Origin of the sequence: Halomonas sp. BN3-1 (assembly GCF_003056325.1) — a bacterium.
Classification (GTDB): Bacteria; Pseudomonadota; Gammaproteobacteria; order Pseudomonadales; family Halomonadaceae; genus Halomonas; species Halomonas litopenaei.
In genome coordinates this window covers 764,990-781,648 of record NZ_PYVV01000001.1, presented here as the reverse complement: position 1 = coordinate 781,648, position 16,659 = coordinate 764,990, and the positions used below count along the sequence as shown (strand labels likewise).

The 16,659-nt window shown below is 64.4% G+C and carries 16 protein-coding genes and 1 pseudogene; 4 read left to right on the top strand and 13 right to left on the bottom strand.

All coding sequences use genetic code 11. The features are described 5' to 3' along the window. Positions 1-9: 9 nt before the first annotated feature. From pal to C9F12_RS03115, 9 genes are all read right to left on the bottom strand, one after another. On the bottom strand, positions 10-561 hold the full coding sequence (gene pal / locus C9F12_RS03155; RefSeq protein ID WP_045992086.1) for a peptidoglycan-associated lipoprotein Pal: 552 nt from the start codon (positions 559-561) through the stop codon (positions 10-12). A gap of 58 nt (positions 562-619) precedes the next feature. After that, positions 620-1,879, bottom strand: coding sequence for a Tol-Pal system beta propeller repeat protein TolB (gene tolB, locus C9F12_RS03150; RefSeq protein ID WP_240184157.1), 1,260 nt, complete (start codon positions 1,877-1,879; stop codon positions 620-622). A 95-nt stretch (positions 1,880-1,974) separates the two neighbouring features. Further along, on the bottom strand, positions 1,975-3,216 hold the full coding sequence (tolA, locus tag C9F12_RS03145; protein ID WP_108447926.1) for a cell envelope integrity protein TolA: 1,242 nt from the start codon (positions 3,214-3,216) through the stop codon (positions 1,975-1,977). An 8-nt stretch (positions 3,217-3,224) separates the two neighbouring features. Further along, positions 3,225-3,665, bottom strand: coding sequence for a protein TolR (tolR, locus tag C9F12_RS03140; RefSeq protein WP_108133603.1), 441 nt, complete (start codon positions 3,663-3,665; stop codon positions 3,225-3,227). Between the two features lie 15 nt (positions 3,666-3,680). Further along, on the bottom strand, positions 3,681-4,370 hold the full coding sequence (tolQ, locus tag C9F12_RS03135) for a protein TolQ (RefSeq protein ID WP_045992046.1): 690 nt from the start codon (positions 4,368-4,370) through the stop codon (positions 3,681-3,683). A gap of 18 nt (positions 4,371-4,388) precedes the next feature. Beyond that, positions 4,389-5,417, bottom strand: coding sequence for a Holliday junction branch migration DNA helicase RuvB (gene ruvB / locus C9F12_RS03130; protein WP_045992045.1), 1,029 nt, complete (start codon positions 5,415-5,417; stop codon positions 4,389-4,391). A 2-nt stretch (positions 5,418-5,419) separates the two neighbouring features. Beyond that, positions 5,420-6,031 (bottom strand): Holliday junction branch migration protein RuvA, encoded by a 612-nt coding sequence (gene ruvA, locus C9F12_RS03125; RefSeq protein WP_045992044.1) that lies wholly within the window; start codon positions 6,029-6,031, stop codon positions 5,420-5,422. A 398-nt stretch (positions 6,032-6,429) separates the two neighbouring features. Next, complete coding sequence (gene ruvC / locus C9F12_RS03120; protein ID WP_108447925.1) at positions 6,430-6,981, bottom strand: crossover junction endodeoxyribonuclease RuvC; 552 nt, start codon at positions 6,979-6,981, stop codon at positions 6,430-6,432. A gap of 18 nt (positions 6,982-6,999) precedes the next feature. Continuing rightward, positions 7,000-7,752: a YebC/PmpR family DNA-binding transcriptional regulator gene (locus C9F12_RS03115; protein WP_108133600.1), complete on the bottom strand. Its 753-nt coding sequence runs from the start codon at positions 7,750-7,752 to the stop codon at positions 7,000-7,002. 228 nt (positions 7,753-7,980) lie between these two features. On the opposite strand from C9F12_RS03115, the gene ubiM reads away from it, so the two are divergent. After that, the gene (ubiM, locus tag C9F12_RS03110) at positions 7,981-9,261 is read left to right on the top strand and encodes a 5-demethoxyubiquinol-8 5-hydroxylase UbiM (protein WP_108447924.1); all 1,281 of its coding nucleotides are present in this window, start codon (positions 7,981-7,983) and stop codon (positions 9,259-9,261) included. A gap of 66 nt (positions 9,262-9,327) precedes the next feature. On the opposite strand, the gene aspS is transcribed toward ubiM, so the two are convergent. Further along, the gene (aspS, locus tag C9F12_RS03105) at positions 9,328-11,106 is read right to left on the bottom strand and encodes an aspartate--tRNA ligase (protein WP_045994968.1); all 1,779 of its coding nucleotides are present in this window, start codon (positions 11,104-11,106) and stop codon (positions 9,328-9,330) included. Positions 11,107-11,151: 45 nt separating this feature from the next. Beyond that, positions 11,152-11,424, bottom strand: coding sequence for a zinc ribbon domain-containing protein (locus C9F12_RS03100; RefSeq protein ID WP_045994967.1), 273 nt, complete (start codon positions 11,422-11,424; stop codon positions 11,152-11,154). A gap of 239 nt (positions 11,425-11,663) precedes the next feature. On the opposite strand from C9F12_RS03100, the gene C9F12_RS03095 reads away from it, so the two are divergent. The 3 genes from C9F12_RS03095 to C9F12_RS03085 all read left to right on the top strand — a co-directional run bounded on the left by C9F12_RS03095 (position 11,664) and on the right by C9F12_RS03085 (position 14,889). Beyond that, positions 11,664-12,608 carry a D-2-hydroxyacid dehydrogenase gene (locus C9F12_RS03095; RefSeq protein ID WP_108447923.1) on the top strand — a complete coding sequence of 315 codons (945 nt, stop codon included), beginning with the start codon at positions 11,664-11,666 and terminating at the stop codon, positions 12,606-12,608. A gap of 399 nt (positions 12,609-13,007) precedes the next feature. Beyond that, positions 13,008-13,919 carry a ribokinase gene (locus C9F12_RS03090; RefSeq protein ID WP_108447922.1) on the top strand — a complete coding sequence of 304 codons (912 nt, stop codon included), beginning with the start codon at positions 13,008-13,010 and terminating at the stop codon, positions 13,917-13,919. A gap of 28 nt (positions 13,920-13,947) precedes the next feature. Beyond that, positions 13,948-14,889, top strand: coding sequence for a nucleoside hydrolase (locus C9F12_RS03085; RefSeq protein WP_108447921.1), 942 nt, complete (start codon positions 13,948-13,950; stop codon positions 14,887-14,889). 185 nt (positions 14,890-15,074) lie between these two features. On the opposite strand, the gene yccX is transcribed toward C9F12_RS03085, so the two are convergent. Continuing rightward, complete coding sequence (yccX, locus tag C9F12_RS22715; protein ID WP_197037157.1) at positions 15,075-15,356, bottom strand: acylphosphatase; 282 nt, start codon at positions 15,354-15,356, stop codon at positions 15,075-15,077. A 231-nt stretch (positions 15,357-15,587) separates the two neighbouring features. Further along, positions 15,588-16,484 (bottom strand): annotated as a pseudogene (locus tag C9F12_RS03080) (YihY/virulence factor BrkB family protein); the annotation flags it as partial. Between the last annotated feature and the right edge of the window lie 175 nt (positions 16,485-16,659).

The window sequence follows — 16,659 nt, the reverse complement described above, 5'->3', positions numbered from 1 at the left end:
CAGTGGCTTTCAGTAAGCAAAGACCACACGGCGGTTCTGTGCAAAGGCATCCTCGTTGCTGCCGCGAGCTGCGGGGCGCTCTTCGCCGTAGCTCACCACTTCCATCTGCGAGGGATTGACGCCCTGCAGGCGCAGGTAGCGCTCGACGGACCCGGCACGACGCTCGCCAAGCGCGAGGTTGTACTCGCGGGTACCGCGCTCGTCGGTGTGGCCCTGCAGCACGACGGAGGCGTTGGGGTTGCTGCTCAGGTACTGGGCGTGGGCGTTGACCACCGATTCGAACTCGGGACGGATGGCGTCGCTGTCGTAGTTGAAGTAGATGGTGCGCACTTCCGGGATGCGGCCGTCGGCCATCTGGCCGGCACCGTCGGTGCCATAGCCGGAGCCGCTGACCTGGCCGCTGCCGGCGGTGCCGGTACCGACGCCGGTGCCACCCATGGTACCGCCGGTACCGGTGCCTGCGGCGCTGCCGTCCTGGGTGCCGCCGGTGCTGGAACAGCCAGCCAGAACGGCCAGGGAAGCGGCGATGGCCAGCGAACGGGCGTAGGGCTTGAGAAACATCGTGTCACTCTCCTTGCGTGATGCATCAAAGTCGATTCATCGGCATATGGCCGTCGAATCAGTTCAGAAACGGGGACCAGGCCGGCTCACGGACATCGCCCTGGGCGGCGGGCAGACGGAACTGCGCACGTCCATCGGCGGTGACCGCTCCCAGCACCCCGGTGCTACCCTGCTGGGTGGCGAAGATTACCATGGTGCCATTGGGCGCGATACTGGGAGATTCGGCCTGCTGGGCATCACTGATTTCCACCAGACGCCCGCTCTCGAGGTCCTGCTTGGCCACCTGATAGCCATTGTTGCCGCGGTGGATCAAGAACAGCGTTTCGCCATCCGGCGACAGGCGACCACGAGCATTGTAGTTGCCGGTGTAGGTCAGACGCTCGGCCTCACCACCGGACACGCTCTGGCGATAGATCTGGGGGCCGCCCGAGCGGTCCGAGGTGAAGATCAGGGAGCGGCCGTCCGGCGCCCAGGCCGGCTCGGTTTCGATGCTCGAGGAGTTGGTGACACGCTGAACGTTGCGCGAGCCGATATCCATCACGTAGATCTCGGGCTGGCCGTCCCGGGACAGCGCCATCGCCAGGCGACGACCATCCGGCGACCAGCTCGGTGCGCTGTTGAGCCCCTCGAAGTCGGTCAGCTTGACGCGCTGACCGGTGGCCAGATTCTGCACGTAGATGGCCGGCCGTTCGGTCTCGAAGGACACATAGGCCAGCTTGCCGCCATCCGGCGACCAGGCCGGTGACATGATCGGTTCATCGGACGTCAGGACCTGCTGGCTGTTGCGCCCATCGGCGTCGGCCACATAGAGCCCGTACTGGGTGTTGTCGCCCACCCCCTGCGAGGTGACATAGGCGATGCGGGTCGAGAAGGCGCCACGAATTCCGGTGATCTCCTCGAAGATCTGGTCACTGATATAGTGCGCCGCGCCGCGCAGATCGGAACTCGATGCCGTGACCGTCTCGCCCAGCAGCCGGGTCTCGCCACTGACGTCGAGAAGCTCGAAGCGCACCTTGACCTGGCCACCCTCCTGACTGGTGCTGCCGACCACCAGGTAGCGCGAGTCGAGACTGCGCCAGTCACCGTAGGTGACCTCTTCGCTGCTCGAGGGCTGGTTGAACATTTCTGAGCGCGGCAACGGTTCGAAGTAGCCGCTGCGCTCCAGGTCATCGGAGACGACCTGGGCGATATCCTCCGGTAGCCCACCCGCCTGGTCGGCGAAGGGCACCACCGCGATCGGTGTGGCCCTTTCGTTGCCGCGGGTGATATCGATGGTCAGATCGGCCTGGGCCGCTGGCCCGGCCAGCCATACCAGCATGCCTGCCACAACAGCAAGCAGACGCTTGGCAAGGCTCGTGTGAGCGACGGTCATGCTGACCCTCCTGGTCCACCAACTCGCATTCAAGGCTCTCATCAGCGAATGTCTCCCGGTCTGAATCGCAGATTGAATTGACGATAGTCGCGTTGCACGCCGCTGGGAAGGTCTCGCAGTTCGGTGAACGGAGCAGCAGACTCCACCGCCTGGATGGCGGAGTTGTCGAAGGCGGCGTTTCCGCTCGAACGTGTGACCGTTGCAGCAAATACTTCACCCGAGGGCCCCAACCTGACCTGTACCTCGGCGGTGGTGCCGTCGCCCACATTGGGCGGGATGACCCAGGCCTGCTCCACCGCTCGTCGTACCAGCTGGATAAAGCCATTGGCGGCCTCGTTCCCCTGCTCGGCGTTGGAGACGGCACTGGAATCACCCTCGATGATCCGCTGAAGCTGCCGCTCGGCCTCTTCTCTGGCCTTCTGTTCGGCGGCCTCACGGGCCTGGCGCTCGGCTTCTTCCTGTGCCTTGCGTTCCGCTTCCTGGCGGGCCTGACGTTCGGCTTCCTCTCTTGCCTTCTGCTCGGCTGCCTCGCGGGCCTGACGTTCGGCCTCTTCCAGTGCCTTGCGCTCGGCTTCCTCTCTTGCCTGCTGCTCGGCTTCCTCTCTTGCTTTCTGCTCGGCTGCCTCGCGGGCCTGACGTTCGGCTTCTTCCTGTGCCTTGCGCTCAGCCTCCTCTCTTGCCTGCTGCTCGGCTGCCTCGCGGGCCTGTCGTTCGGCCTCCTGCTGTCGCGCCGCCTCTTCCTGACGACGTCGCTCGGCTTCGGCCTGGCGCTCTTGCTCGGCCTGTTGGCGAGCGGCTTCACGCTCGGCTTCCTCTTCGGCCTTGCGTTGGGCGGCGGCTTCGGCCTCGGCGGCCCGCCGTTCGGCTTCCGCCTGGGCTTGTTCGGCAGCTTCTTCCCTTGCCTGCTGCTCGGCTTCCTGCTGAGCCTGTTGTTCTGCCGCCTGGCGCTCGGCCTCTTCGGCGGCCTGCTGCTCTGCGGCCTCGCGGGCCTGACGTTCGGCCTCCTCCTGGGCCTGGCGCTCGGCTTCTTCCTGAGCCTGACGTTCGGCCGCGCGGGTGCGTGCCTCGGCCGCCTGCTGGGCCTGATCGGTACGTGTCTCGGTGCTGATCAGGGTAGCCTGCACGATGGCGTTGTTGGGCGCCTCGGGTTCACTGCTCGGCCACTTGATCACACTGATGACCAGGATACCCAGGTGCAGGGCAACGGCCAGCACCGTCGGCAGACCATAGCCAACTTGCCCGGCGGAACGCTTAAGTGTATTTCGCCGCTGTGGTTTCGCCATGAGCGCTCCTAACCGTCCTGGGGCGGGGGTTCGGAGATCAACCCGACGTTGGCGACGCCGGCCACCTGCAGCGTGCTCATCAAGGTCACCACCTGGCCGTAGGAGACGTTGCGATCACCCCGCACCATCACCGGCGTGCCGGGATTGCGCTCGAGCAGAATGACCACCCGGTCACTCAACTCGTCCAGGCTGACCTGGGTCTCGTCGCCACCGAGGCTGATGAAGTACTGCCCTTCCTTGTCCACCGAGACGATGATCGGGTCGGTGTCTTCGGTGTCCTCGATCGGCTCCGAGGTCGCCTGAGGCAGGTCGACCTTGACCCCCTGGGTCAGCATCGGCGCGGTGATCATGAAGATCACCAGCAGCACCAGCATGACGTCGATAAAGGGGACCACATTGATTTCCCCCATGGGCTTGCTGCGCCCACGGCGATTGAAGGGTCCAAGCATGCGGCGTCTCCTTGATCAGGCGGCGCCGGCGTCGGGCCGGCCCTGCAGGTTGCGGTGCAGGATGGAGTGGAACTCCTCGGCAAAGTCTTCGTACTTACCCAGCAGGCGCGACGATTCGGCCGACAGGCGGTTATAGAAGATGACCGCGGGGATCGCTGCAAACAGGCCCATGGCGGTCGCGACAAGCGCCTCCGCGATCCATGGTGCCACCGTGGCCAGGGTCGCCTGCTGGGCCATCGACAGCGACTGGAAGGAGCCCATGATGCCCCAGACGGTGCCGAACAGGCCGATATAGGGGCTGGCCGAGGCCACCGTGGCGAGGAACACCAGGTGCAGGTTCAGGCGCTCTTCTTCACGTGACCAGGCCACCCGCATGCTGCGTTGGACGCCGTCGAGGATCGCCTGGGGGCTGCGGGTCTTCGGCATCAACCGATTGAACTCGCGAAAGCCGGCGCGAAAGATGTGCTCGGCGCCCTGGGTCTCGCCTTCGGCCGGGGCGTCTCGATACAGCTCGTTGAGGTCGACGCCGGACCAGAAGCGGTCCTCGAAGGCGCGATGCGCCTTGCGTGCACGGCGCATCACAAAGCTGCGCTGGAACACCACAATCCAGGAAAGCACGGAACCGATCATCAGCAGCAGCATGACAAATTGCACCACGCCGCTGGCGTTCATGATCAGATGGGGAATAGACATGGAGTCGTTCACGGAAATCCTCGTCTCGGGTCAGTCGTTGGAAGCGTCGAAGGCCTGGTCGTCAGGGGCCATGCCGAAATGGGTCCAGGCCTGGCGCGTCACCACCCGGCCTCGTGCGGTGCGCATCATCAGACCTTGCTGAATCAGGTAGGGTTCGATCACGTCCTCGATGGTGTCGCGCTCCTCGCCGATGGCCGCCGACAGTGAATCCACCCCCACCGGGCCACCGTCGAACTTCTCGAGCATCGCCAGCAGCAGGCGACGGTCCATATGGTCGAGGCCATGGTGGTCAACGTGGAGCATGTTAAGCGCCTGGTCGGCCACCTCGGCGGTGATGCGCCCTGCCGCCTTGACCTCGGCGAAATCGCGAACCCGCCGCAGCAGCCGGTTGGCGATACGTGGCGTGCCACGGGAGCGCCTGGCCACCTCACGGGCGCCGTCCGTGTCGGTGTGTACCTCGAGCAGGCGCGCCGAGCGTGCCACGATCTCGGTCAGCTCGTCGATGGCATAGAACTCGAGGCGCTGCACGATACCGAAACGATCACGCAGCGGTGACGTCAGACGCCCGGCTCGGGTGGTCGCCCCGACCAGGGTAAAGGGGGGCAGGTCGAGCTTGATCGAGCGTGCGGCCGGGCCCTCACCGATGACGATATCCAGCTGGAAGTCTTCCATGGCGGGATAGAGGATCTCTTCCACCACCGGCGAAAGTCGATGGATCTCGTCGATGAACAGGACGTCACCGGCCTTGAGATTGGTAAGCATGGCGGCCAGGTCGCCGGCACGCTCGAGCACCGGCCCGGAGGTCGAGGTCAGGCCCACGCCCATCTCGGTGGCGATGATATTGGCCAGGGTGGTCTTGCCGAGTCCAGGCGGGCCGAATACCAGGGTGTGGTCGAGACTCTCGTCCCGGGCCCGGGCGGCATGGATGAAGATCTCGAGCTGTTCCCTGACCCGGGGCTGGCCGATATAGTCGGCCAGGCGCCTGGGGCGGATGGCGTGGTCCACCCGCCCTTCTCCTTCCTGCGGATCGGCAGCAATCAGTCGGTCGGTATCGATCATGGTCAACCCGCCATGCGGCGCGCCAACGCCGCCTTGATCATGGCTTCGGTGCTGCCCTCATCCTCGAGACCGGACAACATGCGGCTTGCCTCGGTGGGCTTGTAGCCCAGACTGACCAGCGCCGCCTCGGCGTCAGCCAATGCCGTCTTGCCGGATACCGGTGTGGACGGCTGAGCGTTCCCTTCGAGCGGCAGGCTATCGGGATGCTGCCAGTGGGGAAAGCGATCACGCATCTCGATCACCAGACGTTCGGCCGTCTTCTTGCCGACGCCAGGCAGACGTGTCAGCGCCTTGACGTCGTCTTCCATCACGCAGCGGATGAAGGCGTCCTCGTCCATGCCGGAGAGTATCGCCAGGGCCAGCTTGGGGCCGATACCGTTGACCTTGATCAGCGCGCGAAATAGCGCGCGCTCCTGCTCGCGGGCAAAGGCATACAGCAGATGGGCATCGTCGCGCACGGTCAGATGGGTGTACAGCGACACCCGCTCCCCGGCGCCCGGCAGGGCGACCAGGGTGGTCATGGAGGCTTCCATCTCATAGCCGACGCCATTGACGTCGACCACCAGCCAGGGTGGTTGGGTTTCGAGCAGTGTGCCCGTGATGCGTCCAATCATGGCGCGAATACTTCCTTGATCTCGGCGGTAAAAGTGATCGCCAGTGTACCTGAGACGGCGGTCACGAATCGCGGGAGCGGCTACCCTGCAAGCGTACCTTGCATCCCACTATACGGTGGCAGCCTGGGCCCCGCCAGCACAAACAAACGCTGTTCGATAATGCTTCCGTCGCCACTTTGCGACAGCCTGAACGTCAGCCGATGCAGCAACAACAACCCGACGCATCAGCGTAAAAAAACCTAGGGCTTGTCTGAAAAGTGCCTGCGCTCGGTAATACGGCGTTAAAAATCGTCTGGTGCGCCAGCCCGGTCAAAATGCTCATTTACACCCCGTAAACTGCGCTTTCTCACCGATTTTTGCCTTGTCTAACCTTCGCTCGTCGACTTTTCGGACAGCGCCTAGGGACGATACTGGCGCCAGGACGTCCCCTTGCCGCCCCCCCTGGAGCCGCTGGAGCGCCCACCGAAGGAGCCCTGGGTGATCAAGCCACGTGACGCGTAGCAGTGCGTCAGGGCGATTCCCAGAGCATCGGCGGCGTCCGCCTGGGGCGTGCCGGACAGTCCCAGCGTCGCCGTGATCATGTGCTGCACCTGGGTCTTGTCGGCACCACCGCTGCCGGTGACCGCCTGCTTGATCTGGCGCGGCCCATACTCGTGCACATCCAGGCCGTGATTGGCGGCGCAGACGATGGCGGCACCCCGCGCCTGGCCCAGTTTCAGTGCAGAGTCGGCATTTTTCGACATGAACACCTGCTCGATCGCGAAGGCCGCGGGACGGTGGATCCCGATCAACTCGCTGATCCCGGCATAGACCTGCGCCAGACGCTGGGCCAGGGACTCATCCTTGAGGCGGATGCAGCCACTGGCGATGTAGCGCGGCTGCCGCTCGCTGGCGTCGAGTACCCCGTAGCCGGTGATACGCGAGCCAGGATCGATCCCCAGCACGATCATGCCGAGTTCCCCGGCAGGTCAGCGCTCCAGTTCGGCAAGAATGGCATCATTGAAGTCCGCATTGGTGAAAACATTTTGCACGTCATCGAGGTCTTCGAGGTGATCGATCAGGGCGAGCACACGGCGCGCGAGATCGGCATCCTCGATGGGCGTGGTGGTATCGGCGAAGAGTCCGACGTCGCTGTAGACGGGCTCAAGCTCCGCGGCCAGCAGGGCATCCTTGACGGCACCGAAGCGCTCCGGTGATGTCACCACCTCAAGGCTGCCGTCTTCGTCGGTCAGGATATCCTCGGGCTCTGCCTCCAGGGTGGCCGCCATGGCTGCCTCCTCGGAGGTTCCCGGTGCCAGGGTCAGTCGCCCCTGGTGATGGAACATGAAGGCGACCGATCCGCTGGTGCCCAGGTTACCGCCATGCTTGGAAAACGCGTGTCGCACATCTGAGACAGTTCGATTGCGGTTGTCGCTCATACACTGCACCAGGATGGCGACGCCTTCCGGACCATAGCCCTCGTAGGTGATCTCCTCCATGTCATCGCCATCATTCTGCCCTGCCCCGCGATCCACCGCCCGCTGGATCGTGTCCTTGGTCATGTTGTTGGACAGGGCCTTGTCGATGGCGGCCCGCAGACGCGGATTGTCAGCGGGTTCGGGCCCGCCCTGACGAGCGGCCACGCCCAGCTCGCGGATCAGCTTGGAGAATATCTTGCCGCGCTTGGCATCCTGGGCGGCCTTGCGATGCTTGATGTTCGACCACTTGCTATGTCCTGCCATGGTGCATCCCGTTGGTTGCTGGAAGCCGACGCTTCGCACGTCGCCGGGCGATATTGGAAGACAAGGCCCTGAAGGAGCCTGCCAAAAGCACCTGAACCCGGCGCTGGATCAAAGGCGCGCCACATAGCCCGCCACCTGATCACCCGTTGTGCTAGCGTCGGGCGCTTGATTTATCGCGCATTCTACCGCGCGTGCAGCTCACCAGCGAATCCAGCTCAGGAGTGACGAATGAAGGATGTGGCCATCATTGGTGCAGGGCCAGTGGGCCTATGCCTGGCGCGAGCACTGGCCGGTGCCGGCTTGAGTGTGGCACTGATCGATCGAATCGATCGCCCTCGACTGGCCGAACCCAGGCCCGATGGGCGCGAGATCGCCATGACCCAGGCATCCTGCGACCTGCTTGCCGACATTGGTGTGTGGCAGCGGATCCCCCAGCACGAGGTGGCGCCGCTGACACATGCCAAGGTGTTCAACGGACAGTCGTCCTTTGCCATGGACTTCGACTCCGGCGACGATCGACCACTGGGCTTCATGGTGCCGAACCAACTGATACGCCGCGCCGCCTTCGAGGAAGCCGAACGCATGGACGGCATCGACTGGCACTTCTCGGCGCTGCAAAGCATCACCAGCGACCCCGGTGCGGCGCGTCTGGCACTGGAAGACGGTGCTCGACTGTCGGCACGTCTGGCGGTGGCCGCGGACAGTCGCTTCTCCGAATCCCGCCGTCAGATGGGCATCGCTGCGCGCATGCGCGATAACGGCCGCAGCATGCTGGTGTGTCGGGTTCGCCACCAACGCGCCCATGACCAGTCTGCCTGGGAGTGGTTCGACCACGGCCAGACCCTGGCGTTGTTGCCCTTGCACGAACACCTGTCGTCGGCGGTGGTGACCCTGCCCAGCCAGCAGATGTCGGAGCTTACCGCGCTGCCGCCCGAGGCACTGTCGCAGGCGTTGACCCATCGCTACGGACGCAGGCTCGGCGCCATGACCCTGGAGGGAGAGACCCACGTCTATCCCCTGGTAAGCGCCTACGCAGAGCGCTTCGTGGCCGAACGCTTTGCCCTGGTCGGTGACGCCGCGGTGGGCATGCATCCGGTGACGGCACACGGCTTCAACTTTGGCGCCCAGAGTCAGCACCGCCTGGCCCGCCGGCTGATCCGTGCCCACCAACTCGGACAGGACATCGCCGACCCGCAACTGCTGAAGCGCTACGAGCGCGAGCATCGGCTGGCCACCTGGCCGCTGTATCAAGCCACCCAGGCCATCGTTGGCCTCTACACCGATGACGGAGTGCCGGCACGAATGGTCCGTCACCTGGGGCTGCGCCTTGGTGACCGACTGGCACCGGCGCGTAGAATGATCGGACAGCATCTGACCGAGCCTCATGGTGGCTCACCGCTCACGCCTCTATCGCCTCTATCGCCTCTATCGCCTCTCACCACCCTTCCGTCGCTGGCCCGTCGCGCGGCGTCTTCCTTGCCGTCACCACTGTCCAGGCTGCTGGGCTGATCTCCCATCAACGACAAACCCCCGCCGATGGGCGGGGGTTTTTCGGTACAGCGCGATAGCCTAGCGTTATTCGCCGGCTTCGGGCTTGGCCTTCTGACGCAGGCGGATACTCAGATCCTTGAGCTGGTCGTTGCTGACCTCGCCAGGGGCGTCGGTCATCAGACAGGCCGCACTCTGGGTCTTGGGGAAGGCGATGACCTCACGGATGGTACGAGCGCCGGTCATCAGCATGACCAGACGATCGAGACCGAAAGCCAGACCACCGTGGGGCGGCGCACCGTAGTGCAGCGCGTCCAGCAGGAAGCCGAACTTCTCGCGGGCTTCTTCTTCACCGATACCCAGGATCTCGAATACCACGCTCTGCATGGCCTGATCGTGGATACGGATCGAACCGCCACCCAGCTCCGTCCCGTTGAGCACCATGTCATAGGCACGCGACAGGGCCTCGGCCGGGTTGGCCTTGAGCTCCTCGGGGCTGCACGCCGGCGAGGTGAAGGGGTGATGCAGCGGGCTCAGGCGACCGTTGTCGTCGGCCTCGAACATCGGGAAGTCGACGACCCACAGCGGCGCCCAGGGCTGGGTGTAGAGATCGAGATCCTCACCCAGCTTGACCCGCAGAGCCCCCAGCGCCTCGTTGACGATGCGCGCCTTGTCGGCACCAAAGAAGATGATGTCACCGTCTTCGGCACCCACACGATCCAGCAGGGTCTCGATCACCCCTTCCATGAACTTGACGATCGGCGACTGCAGGCCCTCGATGCCCTTGGCACGCTCGTTGACCTTGATCCAGGCAAGGCCCCGCGCGCCGTAGATACCGACGAACTTGGTGTACTCGTCGATTTCCTTGCGCGACAGCTTGGCGCCACCGCTGACCTTGAGTGCGGCGACACGGCCGTCATCGGCGTTGGCCGGACCGGAGAAGACCTTGAAGTCCACCTCCTTCATCAGGTCATCGACATCGGTCAGCTCCAGCGGGATGCGCAGGTCCGGCTTGTCGGAGCCGAAACGATGCATCGCCTCATGCCAGGTCATGCGCGGGAACTCGCCGAGATCCACGTCGAGCACGTCCTTGAACAGGCCCTGCACCATGGACTCGGTGATGCGCATGATGTCGGCCTCTTCGACGAAGGAGGCCTCGAGGTCGATCTGGGTAAATTCCGGCTGACGGTCGGCGCGCAGGTCCTCGTCACGGAAGCACTTGGCGATCTGGTAGTAGCGATCGAAGCCCGCCACCATCAGCAGCTGCTTGAACAGCTGAGGCGACTGCGGCAGTGCAAAGAAGCTGCCGGCGTGGGTCCGGCTCGGCACCAGATAGTCACGTGCACCTTCCGGGGTCGCCCGGGTCAGCACCGGCGTCTCGATGTCGAGGAAGCCCTCGCCTTCGAGGAAGGCCCGCACGCTATGGGAGATGCGAGAGCGCAGACGCAGCTTCTCGATCATCTCCGGGCGACGCAGGTCGATGTAGCGGTGCTTGAGGCGAATTTCCTCACCCACCTTGCCGTGCTCGTCGAGCTGGAACGGCGGCGTGGCGGCGGTGTTGAGCACCTCCACTTCCTTGGCCAGCACCTCGATCAGGCCGGTCGGCATGTTCGGGTTCTGGGTTCCCTCGGGACGCATGCGCACTCGGCCCTGGATGCGCAGCACGTACTCGCTGCGGGCGCGGTCGGCATTGGCGAAGGCCTCGGCGGTATCGGGGTCGACCACGACCTGGGCGATACCGTCACGATCGCGAAGGTCGAGGAAGATCACCCCACCGTGGTCACGGCGGCGGTGTACCCAGCCGCACAGGCTGACCGTCTGGTCCACCAGGGTTTCGTTGAGCTGGCCGCAATAATGGCTGCGCATGTTGGTTCCTGTCATGTTGCGTGAAGGTAAAGGCAATTCGTTGGATCAGGCAGCGGCGCCGTCACCGGAAGCGGAGCCACCACCGGAGGAGGCACCGCCTCCGCCACTGTCACCCGCCAGATTCTTCTTGGTGCCACCGGTCTTGAAGTCGGTCTCGTACCAGCCGCCACCCGCAAGACGGAAGCCAGCCGCCGAGACCAGGCGGTTCAGTTCGGGAGCTTCGCAGGCCGGGCAGTCGGTCAAGGGAGCGGCGCTCATGCGCTGCAGCTTCTCCAGCCGATGGCCACAGGCCTTGCACTGATATTCGTAGATGGGCATGGTTCTAGGTCTCCGTTCGCATTGGTCCTGCGGGGCGGGAAGCCGGCGTCTGATCTGCCTGACACACCCTCGATCACGCCGCTTCCGATCCCGACATGCGATATAGGGCCGGCCAACAGCAATTCCAAGCCCAAATCAAAGGGGCGCATTATAGCGTGCTGAGCGCCTCAAGGCCCAGCCCTGTGCACCGATCTTCGCCACCAGACTCACCACACCCACCAAACACAACAGGAGAAGCGATGAAAGCTGTATTACTGGACGCCGACAGCCTGGGCACCGATATCGACCTGGCACCGCTGCGCGAGCAGCTCGAGAGCCTCGAGGTTCACCCCACCAGCACTCCCGCCGAGGCGCGTGAACGGCTGGCCGGCGCCGACGTCGCCATCGTCAACAAGGTGGTGCTGGATGCCGATACGTTGAACGCCCTGCCCTCCTTGCGGCATATCTGCGTACTGGCCACCGGCACCAACAATATCGACATGGAGGTGGCGAAAGAGCGTGGCATCCGCGTCGACAACGTCAACGCCTACGGAACCGCCAGTGTCGCCCAGCATACCCTGATGCTGATCCTCGCCCTGGCCACTCGCCTGCCGCAGTACCAGCGCGACGTGGCCGAGGGCCGCTGGGGTGAGAGCCCTTTCTTCTGTCTGATGGACCACCCGACCCTGCAACTCGAAGGCAAGCATCTGGTGCTGGTGGGACAGGGTGAACTGGGCTCCAAGGTGGCCGGCCTGGCCGAGGCGTTCGGCATGCGGGTGAGCTTCAGCGCGCGTCCAGGCAACGAGGCCAATGACCGGCGCCCGGCACTGGCCGAGCTGCTGCCCGAGGCCGACGTGGTCAGCCTGCATTGCCCATTGACCGAACACAGTCGTCATCTGCTCAACGCCGACAACCTCAAGACCATCAAGAAAGGCGCCCTGCTGGTGAACTGCGCCAGGGGTGGAGTGATCGATGAAGAAGCCGCTCTGGCCGCCCTGCGCGAAGGGCAATTGGGAGGCCTTGCCGTCGATGTCCTTCCCGCGGAGCCGCCTCGTGATGGCCACGCCCTGATTGACGCAGTCAACGAGTCGCCGCGCCTGAACCTGCTGGTCACCCCGCACAGCGCCTGGATCACCCCTGAAGCGCGACAGAACATCGTCAAGCTGACCGTCGACAATCTGCGGAACGCTGCGCAAGAGAGCTGACGCCGTCCATGGCGGGCACAGCAGACCGTGCCCGCCTGACACCAGGTCATTCTTGCCACCCTGCCCCTTGCTGCGCTCTCTCCAGGCTTTCGTCACGCTGATACAACGTTATCGTCACGCCGATGCCAAGCTCTCGCCACGCTTAGGCAACGCTATCGCACCCCTGATCGGCATGTTCGGGCGAGTTTAGCGAATGCAAAGCTTCCCAACGGCCTGTCCTCATCGCCTATGATTAACACACCAATGCAATTGGCACGTTCGTGTACTGGTCTAACCAAGATAACGGTATAACATTGGAAACAAGGTAACAGCCTCGTTGTCGATGGCGGTTGCACCCTTGCGTCCGCCCGGCATCACTCCGATACTTCGCGCTGAGCCCACCCCCTCATCGGACACCCCATGCTGTACAACTACGGGTCGATCAATCTCGACCATGTCTATCGCGTTCCCCATCTCGTTCGCCCGGGGGAAACCCTGGCGAGTCATGAGCACCGAGTCGGCCTTGGAGGCAAGGGAGCCAACCAGTCGCTCGCGCTGGCCAAGGCCGGTGGTCAGGTGGCTCACTGGGGTAGCCTGAATGCCCAGGATGGCTGGGCCAGCCAGCAGCTTGCCGATGCCGGGGTCGACGTCAATGGTATTGCCGAGGTGGCCGCCCCCTCCGGCCACGCCATCATCCAGGTCGACGACGGCGCAGAGAACGCCATCCTGCTGTTCCCCGGAGCCAACCACCATCACGCGGCCGACGACCTTTCCAGGCTGATGGAGGGCACTCAGGCCGGCGACTGGCTGCTGCTGCAGAATGAATGCAGCGCCCTGGCCGATGCCATCCGGCTCGGACATGAAAAGGGACTGAACATCGCCTTCAACCCGGCGCCGATGAGCGACGCCGTGCTGGACCTGCCGCTCGACCGGTGCGATCTCCTTTTCGTCAATCGGGGCGAGGCCGCCTGGCTGGCCGGTGTTGCAGAGGATACCGATGCCGACGCCTTGCTCACCGCCCTTTCCGAGCGCCTGCCCAGCACCCAACTGGTGCTGACGCTCGGCGGCGAAGGCGCCTGGCATCAGCACGGCGGACAACGCCAGTTCCAAGCGGCGAGTCGGGTCGAGGCGGTTGACACCACCGCCGCCGGGGACACCTTCATCGGCTACTATCTGGCCGCGATGCAGGAACAAAAGACCGTGGCGGATTGCCTGGCGCTGGCCTCCACCGCCGCCGCCCTCGGCGTTCAGCGGCAGGGCGCGGCCGCCAGCATTCCGACCCGCGACGAGGTCGACACAGCGCTGGCGAGCGGCCAGCATGCCATCCGTTGAGACCTTCAGGCCAATCACAGGAGCTTCCGTGAGCACCCCGATCATCTTCGATACCGACCCGGGCGTCGACGACGCCCAGGCCATCGCCATCGCCCTGCGCCATCCCGACATTGAGCTGCTCGGCATGACCACCACCTTCGGCAACGTCGACATCGAGACGGCGACCCACAATGCCCTGCTGCTCGGCGAGATCGCTGGCCAGCCGGTGCCGGTGGCCCAGGGCTCGGCCTGCCCCATGGTCAAGCCTCGTCATCCGGCACCCAAGCATATCCATGGCGACAACGGCCTGGGCAATATCCCCCTGCCCGAGGTCAAGGGACAGGCCGATGCTCGCAGCGCCGCCCAGTTTATCGTCGACACCGTGCGCCAGCGTCCGGGCGAGGTCACCCTGGTGGCGGTCGGCCCTCTGGGCAACCTTGCCGCAGCGCTGCAGCTGGACCCCGAGATCACCCGCCTGGTCAAGCAGGTGGTCATCATGGGCGGCTCCATTCGCGAAGGCGGCAACGTCACCCCGGTGGCAGAAGCCAACATCTTCAACGATGCCCACGCCGCGCAGCGCGTACTGACCGCCGACTGGCCGCTGACCCTAGTGGGGCTCGACGTGACCCATCGCTGCATCCTGACGCCGGAACACATGGCCCGCATCGAGGCAGGCCAGGGCGAGCTCGGCAAGATTCTGGCCGGCAGCTACGACTTCTATCGCGCCTTCTATCGTGAAGCCCTCGGCATCGACGGCTGCTGCCCCCATGACAGTGTGGCCCTGGCCTGGCTACTGCGCCCGGACCTGTTCGAGACCACCCGCGGCCACCTGGGTGTGGTCACCGAAGGGCCGGCCGAGGGGCAGACCATCCTCGCGCCGGAAGGCAGAGGCTTTATCGCCGACCGCTGGTCGCAGACACCCGTGGTCGACGTCTGCATGAAGGTAGACGGCAAGGCCGTCAGCGACTGGATCGCGGACACCCTGGCCTGAACCGAGCCGGCGACCGCGCTGGACTGAACGACTCAAGCCAGCAAAAAGCCCCGGGCGGGCACGACATTGTCCCTCGACACTGTCCCTCGACATTATCCGTCGTGCCCGCCCGGGGCTCCTTTCCCTCTGAATCTTTCACGTCAAGCAGCCGGGGTCGACGACCCCGGGCACTTTTCGCACAGGCTCTAGCCCGTCGTGAAATCCCTCGGCGGCTTATCCAGCGTTACCTCACGGGTCGTGACCTGGGTCACTTCGGCCTGCTCGGGCCCATATTCAAGCCAGTCGGCGACTCGTTCCACCGCGTCACGAGGTCCACACAGCAATACCTCGACACTGCCGTCCGGCAGATTGCGCGCATACCCTGCAAGTCCTTCGGCCTCGGCTTGCTGCCTGGTGGCAAAGCGATAGCTCACGCCCTGTACTCGCCCTTCCACCAGGGCCTCCAGGCATAGGGTGTCATCGGACATCGTGGCTGCCTCCTGCTGCTCGTCCATTGGTTCCTCTCTGGCGACATCGGCATCGTGAACCGTATCATCGACGTGGACCTCGTCATCTTCGTTGGCCTGACGACTCTCCGCCGTGCCGGCAGTCTCCGTTTCACCTGCCTCCAGCTCCGCCTCGTGCTGACGCTCGCGAGCCTCCTGCTCGAATTCCCGTTCTTCTTCGGCGCTCAACTGGGCACGCACGCTCTGCTGATCGAGCAGTTCCTGCTTGACCAGCACGGCGCTGTTGCGTGGGATGATGGGCTTGTGCCGGGCGAGTAGATGGACCTTGGTAAAGGCAGCACCAAACAGCAGGATCAGCGAGGAGTAGTAGACCCACAGTAGTACCACCACCACCGACCCCGCCGCGCCGTAGGTCGAGGCCGTTGCGTTGTAGGCCAGATACAGCGCGATACCGGTGCGCCCTATCGAGAACAGCAAGGCCGTGACAACCGCACCGACGATGACGTCGCGCCAGCGCAGCACCACATCGGGCAACACCTTGAAGATGGTGGCAAAGAGCGCGGCGATCACGCCGATCGACACCAGCAGCTCCACCCCTCGTGTCAGCAGGCTGACGTAGGGCAGCACATCATCGGCGGCCTTCAGTGCCGCCCTGACGAACACCCCGAGCCCCACCGACACCAGCAGGATGAAGCCGATCGCCAGCACGATCGTCAGTGACAGCATGCGATTCTTGACGAAGATCCACAGACTGTTGCTGCTGGGGCGTGCCGCGACGCCCCAGATGGTGTTCAGGGAGAACTGCATCTGGCCGAACACCGTAGTGGCACCAACCGCCAGCGCGGCAAAACCCAGCAGCGTCGGCAACAGGCCGGACTCCTGGATGCGCGACTGGGCGACGGCATGCTCGATGGCGGTGGCCGCCTCGGGGCCCATGGTGCCCTGCAACTGGGCGAAGATTTGCCCCTGTGCCGCCTCCTCGCCCAGCACCACACCGATCACCGTTACCGCGATGATTACCGTCGGCGCCAGCGAAAACAGGGTATAGAACGCCAGCGAGCCGGCGTAGCTGAAGGCGTTGCGCTCCAGCCACAACGCCACCGAGCGACGCAGCACCCCCCACCAGAAGGCGAAAAACTGAATGATCATGGCGTTCCCTCGTCATTATCGTTGCTCTCAGCATACCTAACACCGACGGTATACGCAGGAACATGCGCCAACGCGACGCCCAGGCGCTGCCAGTTCCTCACGACCGGATCATCGTGACGGGTTTATCAAGCCTCCTTCATCTAGCCTCACTCATCTAGCTCGGGAGCCTCTCTGT